Consider the following 11652-nt stretch of genomic DNA (forward strand, 5'->3'; position numbering starts at 1 on the left):
CACACGTCACATGTGCGGGGTACGTGAAGGGGGACTGGTCGGGCTCAGACGGAAGCGACCGAGCACGGCGGTCCACGCCGTCCCAGGGAGTGCGCGAGGATCTCGTCGAGCGCGACGGCCGTACGGCGGCCGGGGCGCGCCGGGCGGACCGGCTCCGGCGCCGAGCGCACGGTCAGCGCGGCGGCCGCGAGGAGCAGCGGCCGGAAGGTGGTGGCGGCCACGGCCCGCAGCAGCTGGGCCAGGGCCCGCTCGCCGCGGCGCAGCCAGGCGGCCGCGAGGAGGCCGACCGAGACGTGGGCGGCGAGCAGCAGCCACGCGGTCTGCGGATCGGCGTGGGCGAGCAGGCCGCCGAGCCGGTCGGTGTCGGTGCCGGTCATCCGGGCCAGCGGCGAGCCGACGCTGGTGCCGTCGCCGCAGAACACGTCCCAGCCGACCGAGCGCAGCGGGCCGGCGACCGGGCCGCCCGCGGCGCCGTAACAGACGTGCTGGCCGGTGGTGAAGACGGTGTCGGCGGCGAGCTCCAGCGGGATCAGCACGGCGGCGATCCGCCCGAAGCCGCGCTCCCGGCCGGCCAGCAGGTAGGCGAGCGCGAACACGGCGACGCCGACCGCCGCCACCGTGTTCAACGGCAGGGGAGCCCGGGACAGCAGCACGTGCGACGTGGTGCTGAGCGTCACGACGAGCGCCGTGAACAGCGCCGCGCGGAGCGCTCGTAGCTGGGTCCCGGATATGTCCATAGCGTGGAGAGTGTGTCACGCGGGCCTGTAAGGGACCCCTAAAGGGTCCCTGTGCGCGGCCCTATCGTTATCGACGGCGGCACGGCCCCGGTCACAGGCCGGGGATGCGGCCGTTGCGGAACAGGTCCACGAAGGTCTGGTGGTCGGCACGCGCGCGTGCGCCGTAGCTGTGCGCGAAGTCGACCAGGAGTTCCGCGAAACCGTCCTCGTCGGCGGCGATCGCCGCGTCGATGGCCCGCTCCGTGGAGAAGGGCACCAGGGATTCCCCGGACTGGTCGTCGGCCGCGCCGTGCATGGTGGCGGTCGCCCGGCCGAGGTCGGCGACGACCGCCGCGATCTCCTCCGGGTCGTCGATGTCGCTCCAGTCCAGATCCACGGCGTACGGCGAGATCTCGGCGACCAGCTGGCCCGCGCCGCCCAGCTCGGTCCAGCCCAGCCACGGGTCAGCGTGCTGCTGGAGGGCGCGCTGGGAGATCACCGTGCGGTGGCCCTCGTGCTGGAAGTAGTCGCGGATCTCCGGGTCGGTGATGTGCCGGGAGACAGCCGGGGTCTGGGCCTGCTTGATGTAGATGACCACGTCGTTCTCCAGGGCGTCGGTGTGGCCCTCCAGGAGGATGTTGTACGACGGCAGCCCGGCCGAGCCGATCCCGATGCCCCGGCGGCCGACGACGTCCTTGACGCGGTAGGAGTCCGGGCGGTCCAGGGAGGCCTCGGGCAGGGTCTCCAGATAGCCGTCGAACGCGGCCAGCACCTTGTAGCGGGTGGCCGCGTCCAGCTCGACCGAGCCGCCGCCCTCGGTGAAGCGGCGTTCGAAGTCACGGATCTCCGTCATCGACTCCAGGAGCCCGAACCGGGTCAGCGCGCGGGCCTCACGCAGTGCCCCCAGCAGCGGGCCCTCGGCGGTGTCCAGCGTGAACGGCGGCACCTCGTCGCTCTTGGCGCCGGTGGCCAGCGCGTGGATCCGCTCGCGGTACGCGGCCGCGTACACCCGCACCAGCTCGCTGATCTGGTCGTCGCCGAGCGCCTTGGCGTACCCGATCAGCGCCACGGAGGCGGCGAAGCGCTTGAGGTCCCAGGTGAAGGGGCCGACGTAGGCCTCGTCGAAGTCGTTGACGTTGAAGATCAGCCGGCCGTTGGCGTCCATGTACGTGCCGAAGTTCTCCGCGTGCAGGTCGCCGTGGATCCACACGCGCGAGGTGCGCTCGTCCAGGTACGGGCCGCCCCGCTTCTCGGCGTCCAGGTCGTGGTAGAAGAGGCACGCCGTGCCGCGGTAGAACGCGAACGCCGAGGCCGCCATCTTGCGGAACTTCACGCGGAACGCTGCCGGGTCGGCGGCCAGGAGCTCGCCGAAGGCGGTGTCGAAGACGGCGAGGATCTCCTCGCCGCGGTGCTCGTCGTTGAGCTGCGGTACCGACATCGCGGAATGCCTCCTGGTGCATGTGTACGACAGCGTTTCTGTCGTCTGTCCAACGGGCGGGCCGGGGGGAAAGTGCCCGCGACCCTCGTTGTGAAGGTACGCGGGGCGGCCCCTTGAGTGTCAGTGCCGAGGCATAGACTTCCGAGCTGTCCCCGGAACTGTCCGCCCGCCAGTCGCCGAGTGTTTTCCATGGAGGCCACGCCGTGTCAAAGCCGCCGTTCACGCACCTGCACGTCCACACCCAGTACTCCCTGCTGGACGGTGCCGCGCGGCTCAAGGACATGTTCAACGCGTGCAACGAGATGGGCATGACCCACATCGCCATGTCCGACCACGGCAACCTCCACGGGGCGTACGACTTCTTCCACTCCGCGAAGAAGGCCGGGGTCACCCCGATCATCGGGATCGAGGCGTACGTCGCCCCCGAGTCCCGGCGCAACAAGCGCAAGATCCAGTGGGGCCAGCCGCACCAGAAGCGGGACGACGTCTCCGGTTCGGGTGGTTACACCCACAAGACGATGTGGGCCGTGAACAAGACCGGCCTGCACAACCTCTTCAGGCTCTCCTCCGACGCGTACGCCGAGGGCTGGCTCCAGAAGTGGCCCCGGATGGACAAGGAGACGATCTCCCAGTGGTCCGAGGGGATCGTCGCCTCCACCGGCTGCCCCTCCGGCGAGCTCCAGACCCGGCTGCGCCTCGGCCAGTACGACGAGGCCCTGAAGGCGGCCGCCGACTACCAGGACATCTTCGGCAAGGACCGGTACTTCCTGGAGCTGATGGACCACGGCATCGAGATCGAGCACCGGGTCCGCGACGGCCTCCTGGAGATCGGCAAGAAGCTCGGCATCCCCCCGCTGGTCACCAACGACTCGCACTACACGTACGCGCACGAGGCGACCGCCCACGACGCCCTGCTGTGCATCCAGACCGGCAAGAACCTCTCCGACCCGGACCGCTTCAAGTTCGACGGCACCGGCTACTACCTGAAGTCCACGGAGGAGATGTACGCCGTCGACTCCTCGGACGCCTGGCAGGAGGGCTGCGCCAACACCCTCCTGGTCGCCGAGATGGTCGACACCACCGGCATGTTCGAGGCCAAGAACCTCATGCCGAAGTTCGACATCCCCGACGGCTACACCGAGGTCACCTGGTTCAAGGAGGAGGTCCGCCGGGGCATGGAGCGCCGCTTCCCCGGCGGCATCCCCGAGGACCGCCAGAAGCAGGCCGACTACGAGATGGACGTCATCATCCAGATGGGGTTCCCCGGCTACTTCCTCGTGGTCGCCGACTTCATCATGTGGGCCAAGAACAACGGCATCGCCGTCGGCCCCGGCCGAGGCTCCGCGGCCGGCTCGATCGTCGCCTACGCCATGGGCATCACCGACCTCGACCCGATCCCGCACGGCCTGATCTTCGAGCGGTTCCTCAACCCCGAGCGCGTCTCCATGCCCGATGTCGACATCGACTTCGACGAGCGTCGGCGCGTCGAGGTGATCCGGTACGTGACGGAGAAGTACGGCGCCGACAAGGTCGCCATGATCGGCACCTACGGCAAGATCAAGGCCAAGAACGCGATCAAGGACTCCGCGCGCGTGCTGGGCTACCCGTACGCGATGGGCGACCGTCTCACCAAGGCCATGCCCGCCGACGTCCTGGGCAAGGGCATCGACCTCGACGGCATCACCAACCCCTCGCACCCGCGCTACAACGAGGCCGGCGAGATCCGCGGGATGTACGAGAACGAACCGGACGTGAAGAAGGTCATCGACACCGCCAAGGGCGTCGAGGGCCTGGTCCGGCAGATGGGTGTGCACGCGGCCGGCGTGATCATGTCCAGCGAGCCCATCGTGGACCACGCCCCGATCTGGGTGCGGCACACCGACGGCGTGACCATCACGCAGTGGGACTACCCGCAGTGCGAGTCGCTCGGCCTGCTGAAGATGGACTTCCTGGGCCTGCGCAACCTCACGATCATGGACGACGCCATCAAGATGGTGAAGGCCAACAAGGGCATCGACCTGGAGATGCTCGCCCTGCCGCTGGACGACCCGAAGACCTTCGAACTGCTCTGCCGCGGCGACACGCTCGGCGTCTTCCAGTTCGACGGCGGCCCCATGCGCTCGCTGCTCCGCCAGATGCAGCCCGACAACTTCGAGGACATCTCCGCCGTCTCGGCCCTCTACCGGCCCGGCCCGATGGGCATGAACTCGCACATCAACTACGCGGAGCGCAAGAACGGCCGCCAGGAGATCACCCCGATCCACAAGGAGCTGGAGGAGCCGCTCGAGGAGGTCCTCGCGGTCACCTACGGCCTGATCGTCTACCAGGAGCAGGTCCAGAAGGCCGCCCAGATCATCGCCGGGTACTCGCTCGGCGAGGCCGACATCCTGCGCCGCGTGATGGGCAAGAAGAAGCCCGACGAACTCGCGAAGAACTTCACCATCTTCCAGGCCGGCGCCCAGAAGAACGGCTACAGCGACGAGGCCATCCAGGCCCTGTGGGACGTCCTGGTCCCCTTCGCCGGCTACGCCTTCAACAAGGCCCACTCCGCCGCGTACGGACTGGTCTCCTACTGGACCGCCTACCTCAAGGCCAACTACCCGGCCGAGTACATGGCCGCGCTGCTCACCTCGGTCAAGGACGACAAGGACAAGTCGGCCGTCTACCTCAACGAGTGCCGGCGCATGAAGATCAAGGTGCTCCCGCCGAACGTCAACGAGTCCGAGCACAACTTCGCCGCCCAGGGCGACGACGTGATCCTCTTCGGCCTCGAGGCGGTGCGCAACGTCGGCACCAACGTGGTCGAGTCGATCATCCGCAGCCGCAAGGCCAAGGGGAAGTACGCGTCCTTCCCCGACTACCTCGACAAGGTCGAGGCGGTGGCCTGCAACAAGCGCACCACCGAGTCGCTGATCAAGGCGGGCGCGTTCGACACCATGGGGCACACCCGCAAGGGCCTCACCGCGCACTTCGACACCATGATCGACAACGTGGTCGCGGTCAAGCGCAAGGAGGCCGAGGGCCAGTTCGACCTCTTCGGCGGGATGGGCGAGGCGGACAACAGCGAGCCCGGCTTCGGACTCGACGTGGAGTTCACCACCGACGAGTGGGACAAGACCTATCTGCTCGCCCAGGAGCGGGAGATGCTCGGTCTGTACGTCTCGGACCACCCGCTCTTCGGTCTGGAGCACGTGCTGTCCGACAAGGCCGACGCGGGCATCGCCCAGCTCACCGGCGGTGAGCACGCGGACGGCGCGGTCGTCACCATCGGCGGCATCATCTCGGGCCTCCAGCGCAAGATGACCAAGCAGGGCAACGCCTGGGCCATCGCCACCGTCGAGGACCTCGCCGGGTCCATCGAGTGCATGTTCTTCCCGGCGACCTACCAGCTGGTGTCGACCCAACTCGTCGAGGACGCCGTGGTGTTCGTCAAGGGCCGCCTCGACAAGCGGGAGGACGTGCCCCGTCTGGTCGCGATGGAGCTCCAGGTGCCGGACCTGTCCAACGCGGGCACCAACGCGCCGGTGATCCTCACCATCCCGGCCCTGAAGGTCACCCCGCCGATGGTCAGCAGGCTCGGGGAGATCCTCAGCCACCACAAGGGCGAGAGCGAGGTCCGCATCAGGCTCCAGGGGCCCAGCAAGACGACGGTCCTGCGCCTCGACCGGCATCGCGTCAAGCCGGATCCGGCGCTGTTCGGCGATCTGAAGGTGCTGCTGGGCCCGTCCTGCCTGGCGGGCTGAGGCGGATTGAGCCAGTGAGCGAAGGGGCGCACCCGCGGTCGGGTGCGCCCCTTCGTGTACCTGGGCCTCAAGGGCCCTCGTGCCCAGGGCCGCAACGGCCCTTGACGTACCCGGGTCTCAACAACCCTTTATGCACATGTCAGTTGTGGCCGAAGCTTTTCTGCCGACCCTTGCGGGCGACATCGCCGGGAGTGACCTGCGTGGCGTGCTGCTCGGACTGCGGCTCCATCGCGGAGTGCTGCGGTGCCTGCGGGCCACGCTCGGACTGCGGCTGCTTGCGGTTCTGCTTCTTGTTCTTGGCCATGGGGATCTGCCTCCTGAGGGGGGTCTAGGGGCCAGGGCCGGGATCAGATTCACATAGGCTGGCAAGAGGCGCATTTCGGATAATTACCGTGTGTGACAGGGAATGTCGCGCGGCGATGCCCCGAAACGCCACGCCGAAGATCGAGTTCGGGCCGTTAACCCCCGTGCGGTCGGGCAGACTCGAAGCAAGCCCGAAGCAAACCTCCCGGAAAGAGGGTGGAAAGCGTGGACCGCTGCATCGTCCTGGTGGACGCCGGGTATCTGCTGGGGGCCGCCGCCAGTCTCCTTGCCGGGGAGCCCTCCCGTTCCCGCATCACCGTCGACCACGCCGCCCTCGTCCAAGGGCTGCGCGACCGGGCCGAGTCCGACACGGAACGGCCCCTGCTGCGCATCTACTGGTTCGACGGCGCCCCCGACCGCGTCCCGCAGCCCGAGCACCGCAGGCTGCGGGTGATGCCCCGGGTCACCGTCCGGCTCGGCGCCCTGACCCGCAGCGACGGACGCTGGGCCCAGAAGGGCGTGGACGCCGCCATGCACGCCGAACTCACCGAACTGGCCCGCAACCGCGCCTGCTCCGACGTCGTCCTCGTCACCGGCGACGGGGACCTGCTGCCGGGCATGATGGCGGCCAAGGAGCACGGGGTCGCCGTACACCTGTGGGCCGTGCAGGCCGCCGACGGGGACTACAACCAGTCGGAGGACCTGGTCGCCGAGGCGGACGAACGGCGGGTGCTCGACCGTACGTGGATCACCAAGGCGGTCCGCGCGAAGGACGTCGGCGGGGTGTGCGCGCCGCCGCCCGTGCCGCGCCCCGAGATCGCCGCGATCCTCTCCGCGCCGCTGCCCGAGTCCGCGCTCTCCCGGGCGCCCGAGCGGACCGACGAGGAGACCGAGCACGCCCCGGCGGGCGCCCCTTCGGAGAACGGCACGCAGGAGCGGGTGCCGGCGCCCAAGGGGGTGCCCACCCCCAAGGACCTCGCCGCGCTGCGGGCCCCCGGCACCCAGCCCGCCCAGCACCCCGCGAGCGCGACCCTGCGCTGGTCCTCCGACAAGGGCTGGGTGGACCGGCCCGGAGCCGCCGCCGAGCCGCCCGAGGTGGCGTCCATGCCGACCCTCGCCCAGCTGACCACCGCCGAACAGCGGTGGGCCGACCGGGAGGAGGACATCACCACGGTCGGCGGGGACCCCTTCGAGGTCGGGCAGGTCTTCGCCCGCCGGTGGATGGAGCGGCTGGGCGACCAGGCGCACCTCCAGCGGCTGTCCGGGATGTACCCGCGGGTGCCGCACCGGATCGACGGCGAGCTGCTGCGCTACGCGGCCCGGTTCGGACTGCTCGCCCACAAGGACGACCAGATCGACGAGCACGACCGTTACGCCATCCGGGCCGGGTTCTGGCGGGAGATCGACGCCCGGACGGCCGCGGAACACGCCTCCGCCGGTGAGTGAGTTTTGCGGTGTATTTCGGTATGAGGGGCGCCCCGGGAACGGCGGAGCGCTCCCGACCCCGTAGTCTCGTCCCTTGTGAGTACGCGCGCTGCCCCGGCACTTCGACACCGTGGTGATGTCGTGTGCGCGGTGCGCGGGCTGACCAAGACCTATCCCGCGGTGCGCGGGCGGCGCGGGGCCCCGGGAACACCCGAGGTGCGGGCCACCGACGACGTACGCCTGGACATCCGCCGGGGTGAGATCTTCGGGCTGCTCGGGCCCAACGGCGCCGGCAAGACCACCCTCGTACGGCAGCTCACCGGGCTGATGCGGCCCGACAGCGGCAGCGTCGAGATCCTCGGCCACGACATCGTGCGCCACCCGGACCGGGCCTCGCGGATCCTCGCCTACCTCGGCCAGGAGTCCAGCGCCCTGGACGAACTGACCGTCTCCCTCGCCGCCGAGACCACCGGACGGTTGCGCGGCCTGGAAGCCAGGCAGGCGCGGGCCGAGCGGGACGCCGTACTCGACGAGCTGGGGCTCACGCCCCTCGCCGGGCGGCCCCTGAAGAAGCTGTCCGGCGGGCAGCGGCGCCTCGCGTGCTTCGCGGCCGCGCTGGTGGGGGAGCGGCCGCTGCTGGTGCTCGACGAGCCGACCACCGCGATGGACCCCGTGGCACGGCGTGCGGTGTGGTCCGCCGTGGACCGGCGGCGGGCCGAGCACGGCACCACCGTGCTGCTCGTCACCCACAACGTCATCGAGGCGGAGACGGTCCTCGACCGGGTCGCCGTCCTCGACCAGGGCCGGGTGATCGCCTGCGACACGCCCTCCGGGCTCAAGGAACAGGTTGCCGGGGAGGTCCGCGTGGACCTGGTGTGGCGCGCGGAGGCCCCGCTGCACGTCCCCGAGGTCGCCGCCCTCCAGGACCGGGCCGTGGCCGCCGGGCGCCGCTGGACCCTGCGGCTCGCCCCCGAGGAGGCCCGCGCGGTCGTCGCCACCGTCACCGGCGGGGCCGCGTTCGCCGCCCTGGACGACTTCACGCTCGCCACCCCCAGCCTGGAGGACGTGTACCTCGCGCTGGGCGGGGCCGCGCAGCAGGGGCTGGTGAAGGCGTGAGCACGTTGAGTACGCGGACTGCCGTATCCGTACGTCACAGGGCGACCGCCGGAGCGAAGAGGAGCAGAGCCACGTGAGTGTCGTACCCGCCGGGATCCTGTCCGGCGGCGCCCTGGCCGCCGAGGAGACGGACCGGGACGGGGCCGCCGAGCTGGGGCCCCGCGCCCGGCTGTGGCCTTCGCTGGCGGCCGTGTACCGCGCGCAGCTGTCCCGCGCGCGGGTCGCCCGCATCCCGCTGCTCTTCGTGGCGACCTTCCAGTCCGTCGGGATCATGATCCTGATGCGGGGGGTCGTGGACGGCGGCGGCGAGGCACAGTCCGTCGTCGCCGGTGCCTCGGTGCTCGTGGTCGCCTTCGTCGCGCTCAACCTGCTCGCGCAGTACTTCGGGCAGCTGCGGGCGAGCGGCGGGCTCGACCACTACGCCACCCTGCCGGTGCCGCCCGCGGCCGTGGTGCTGGGTGCCGCGGGCGCGTACGCCTCCTTCACCGTGCCCGGGACCGTGGTGACCGCCGTCTTCGGGTGTGTGCTGTTCGGGCTGCCGATGGCGCATCTGTGGGTGCTGGTGGCGGTGATCCCGCTGGCGGGTGCGGCCCTGGCGGGGCTGGGGGCGGCCCTCGGCCTCCTCGCGCCCCGGCCGGAACTGGCCACGCTGCTGGGGCAGCTCGGCATGTCCGCCGCGCTGCTGCTCGGGGTGCTGCCCGCCGACCGGATGCCCGAGGTGGTGCGGTTCGCCCGGGACCTGCTGCCGTCGACCTACGGCGTCGAGGCCTTCGCACGGACCTTCGGACCGCATCCCGACTGGGCCTTCGTGCTCGGGGACCTCGCCGTGTGCGGGGGCGTGGGCGTGGTCTCGCTGGCCGTCGCCACCTGGGCCTACCGTCGGGCGGCCGTCCGGTGACGCGCCGCACAGGCGGGCCTGGCACGATGTCAGGGTGACCGCACCATTGACTCCCCCTCCGCCGCCGCACGAACCCTCCCCGCACGACGCGTGGCAGGCTCCTGACGCCGGGTACGCGACCCCTTCCGACGTCGGGTACGGGCACGGTGGGCCCGGGATGAGGACCGAGCTGCGGGAGGCCGCGGTGATCACGGTCTGTGTGGCGGTCGTCGGGGCGCTGCTCGGGGTGCTGTGGTGGTGGCTGGCGCCGCATGTGCCGCTCGTCGGGGACGTCGACGAGCGGGGGAGCTGGGTCGTCTATCTCAAGGACACCGAGGGCGAGCAGGCGGTGGGGGTGGACGGAACGTTCACGCTGCTGGCGCTCGCGTTCGGCCTGCTGAGCGCGCTGGCCGTGTTCCTCTGGCGGCGGCGGGGCGGGGTGCCGCTGGTGGTCGGGCTGGCCGTCGGAGGGCTGCTGGGGTCGCTGCTCGCGTGGCGGGTGGGGATGTGGCTGGGACCCACGTCGGACGTGCTCGCGCACGCGAAGTCGGTGGGCAAGGGGGTGACGTTCTCGGCGCCGCTGCGGATGGGCGCGAAAGGGGCGTTGCTGGTCTGGTCGTTCGCGGGCCTGGTGGTGCATCTGGGGCTCACGGCGTTGTTCGGGCCGCGGGATCCTGAGCCGGGGTTCGGGGCGGTGGCTCCGGAGGGTGGCGGGTACGGGGCGCCTGTGCGGTAGGGGAGTGCCGCCGTACCCGAAAAGCGCGGTCAGGCTCGGGCGATGGGGGCCAGGGTGGCGTCGGTGAGGTGGGCCAGGTCGGTGGGGGAGAGTTCGACCTCCAGGCCCCTGCGGCCCGCCGAGACGCAGATCGTGGCGTGGGCGGAGGCCGAGGCGTCCAGGACCGTGGGGAGCTTCTTGCGCTGGCCGAGCGGGGAGATGCCGCCCCTGACGTAGCCCGTGGTGCGTTCCGCGAGGGTCGGGTCGGCCATCGCGGCCCGCTTGCCGGACACCGCCGTCGCCAGGGCCTTCAGGTCCAGGGAGCCCGCCACCGGGACCACGGCCACCGTGAGGGTGCCGTCCACGTCCGCGACGAGTGTCTTGAAGACGCGGTCCGGGGAGACCCCCATCGCCTCGGCCGCCTCCTCGCCGTAGGACGGGTGGGAGGGGTCGTGGTCGTAGGCGTGGACGGTGAAGGAGACTCCCGCGGAGGTCAGGGCCACCGTCGCGGGGGTGCCTCCCGGCTGCTGCTTCTTCGTCTTCTTCGGCATCTCGCGGTTCCCCGGGCTCAGTTCAGACTCGTCGGGCCGCGCGTCAGGTCCGACGCCGGCAACGACGGAAGGTTACGGATGATCGCCGTCTCCGCGCGCAGGATCCGCAGTTCGTCGCGGAGGCGGGACGCGGTGTCGGGCGCCTGGAGCAGCCGCTGCTTCGTGGGCGTGTCCAGCATCATCGCCGCCGCCACCAGGTAGGACAGCACCGAGGGCTCGTCGGGCAGGTCCGCACCGCTCGACAGGGAGCGTTCCCGCGCCCCCGCCAGGCGCTTCTGGTACTGGCGGAAGGCCCTGAGCACCCCTTCGGCCAGCGGTCCCGACTCGTCGCCCGCCGTCTCCTCCAGCTCCTCCAGCTCGGCCGTGAGATACGGGCCCGAGGCGTCGACCGACACCAGCCGGACGCGGGTCGTGCCCGTCGCCAGGACCTCGAAGGTGCCGTCGGGACGCTCCCGTACCGTCGCCGCGTCCGCCACGCAGCCGGTGGAGTGGAACGCCTTGACCGGGTCCTCGCCGAAGCCGGTCGCCGGACCGCGCTCGGGCAGGGCCGTCGGGTCCGGCATGCCCGGTGCGCTGGGCGCCACCTCGTGGCCGTCGCGGATCGCCACGACGGCGAACCGGCGCGGCTCCTCCTCGGGTGTCTTCAGCAGTTCGCGCATCATGGCGCGATAGCGCTCCTCGAAGACGTTGAGAGGAAGCACCAGCCCCGGGAACAGCACCGAGTTCAGGGGGAAGAGCGGGAGCCGCACGGTGGTCACGGCGCCAAAG

Annotated in this window: 10 protein-coding genes; 5 read left to right on the forward strand and 5 right to left on the reverse strand. The window is 70.9% G+C overall.

Annotated features, from left to right (window positions below; translation table 11 throughout):
- Nucleotides 1-44 precede the first annotated feature (44 nt).
- Nucleotides 45-737, reverse strand: coding sequence for a hypothetical protein (locus AQJ54_RS11040; protein ID WP_062236407.1), 693 nt, complete (start codon nucleotides 735-737; stop codon nucleotides 45-47).
- 91 nt (nucleotides 738-828) lie between these two features.
- Nucleotides 829-2154, reverse strand: a complete 1326-nt coding sequence (locus tag AQJ54_RS11045) for a DUF2252 domain-containing protein (protein WP_062024695.1) — start codon at nucleotides 2152-2154, stop codon at nucleotides 829-831.
- 203 nt (nucleotides 2155-2357) lie between these two features.
- Between AQJ54_RS11045 and dnaE the strand changes: the two genes are divergently transcribed.
- Nucleotides 2358-5897, forward strand: coding sequence for a DNA polymerase III subunit alpha (dnaE, locus tag AQJ54_RS11050; RefSeq protein WP_062024693.1), 3540 nt, complete (start codon nucleotides 2358-2360; stop codon nucleotides 5895-5897).
- A gap of 139 nt (nucleotides 5898-6036) precedes the next feature.
- Here dnaE and AQJ54_RS46065 read toward each other — a convergent pair whose 3' ends face one another.
- Entirely contained in the window at nucleotides 6037-6201 is a 165-nt protein-coding gene (locus tag AQJ54_RS46065) for a hypothetical protein (protein WP_162952126.1), read from the reverse strand.
- 224 nt (nucleotides 6202-6425) lie between these two features.
- Between AQJ54_RS46065 and AQJ54_RS11055 the strand changes: the two genes are divergently transcribed.
- The 4 genes from AQJ54_RS11055 to AQJ54_RS11070 all read left to right on the forward strand — a co-directional run bounded on the left by AQJ54_RS11055 (nucleotide 6426) and on the right by AQJ54_RS11070 (nucleotide 10354).
- Nucleotides 6426-7646: an NYN domain-containing protein gene (locus AQJ54_RS11055; RefSeq protein ID WP_062237119.1), complete on the forward strand. Its 1221-nt coding sequence runs from the start codon at nucleotides 6426-6428 to the stop codon at nucleotides 7644-7646.
- A gap of 120 nt (nucleotides 7647-7766) precedes the next feature.
- On the forward strand, nucleotides 7767-8741 hold the full coding sequence (locus AQJ54_RS11060; RefSeq protein ID WP_062236410.1) for an ABC transporter ATP-binding protein: 975 nt from the start codon (nucleotides 7767-7769) through the stop codon (nucleotides 8739-8741).
- Nucleotides 8742-8814: 73 nt separating this feature from the next.
- Complete coding sequence (locus AQJ54_RS11065) at nucleotides 8815-9639, forward strand: ABC transporter permease (protein ID WP_062236412.1); 825 nt, start codon at nucleotides 8815-8817, stop codon at nucleotides 9637-9639.
- A gap of 34 nt (nucleotides 9640-9673) precedes the next feature.
- Nucleotides 9674-10354, forward strand: a complete 681-nt coding sequence (locus AQJ54_RS11070) for a DUF2567 domain-containing protein (protein ID WP_079069816.1) — start codon at nucleotides 9674-9676, stop codon at nucleotides 10352-10354.
- Nucleotides 10355-10383: 29 nt separating this feature from the next.
- Here the strand turns inward: AQJ54_RS11070 and ybaK are convergent, their stop codons facing one another.
- Nucleotides 10384-10884, reverse strand: a complete 501-nt coding sequence (gene ybaK, locus AQJ54_RS11075) for a Cys-tRNA(Pro) deacylase (protein WP_062024683.1) — start codon at nucleotides 10882-10884, stop codon at nucleotides 10384-10386.
- Nucleotides 10885-10901: 17 nt separating this feature from the next.
- Entirely contained in the window at nucleotides 10902-11642 is a 741-nt protein-coding gene (locus AQJ54_RS11080) for an LON peptidase substrate-binding domain-containing protein (protein ID WP_062236414.1), read from the reverse strand.
- Nucleotides 11643-11652: the final 10 nt, after the last annotated feature.

It is taken from the genome of Streptomyces griseorubiginosus (assembly GCF_001514195.1).
Lineage (GTDB): Bacteria > Actinomycetota > Actinomycetes > Streptomycetales > Streptomycetaceae > Streptomyces > Streptomyces griseorubiginosus.

What these genes read in the sequence shown, in the direction of transcription:
- ybaK (WP_062024683.1), bottom strand. Translation starts at nt 10,884, where the DNA reads ATGCCGAAGAAGACGAAGAAGCAGCAGCCGGGAGGCACCCCCGCGACG.
- AQJ54_RS11040 (WP_062236407.1), bottom strand. Translation starts at nt 737, where the DNA reads ATGGACATATCCGGGACCCAGCTACGAGCGCTCCGCGCGGCGCTGTTC.
- AQJ54_RS46065 (WP_162952126.1), bottom strand. Translation starts at nt 6,201, where the DNA reads ATGGCCAAGAACAAGAAGCAGAACCGCAAGCAGCCGCAGTCCGAGCGT.
- AQJ54_RS11045 (WP_062024695.1), bottom strand. Translation starts at nt 2,154, where the DNA reads ATGTCGGTACCGCAGCTCAACGACGAGCACCGCGGCGAGGAGATCCTC.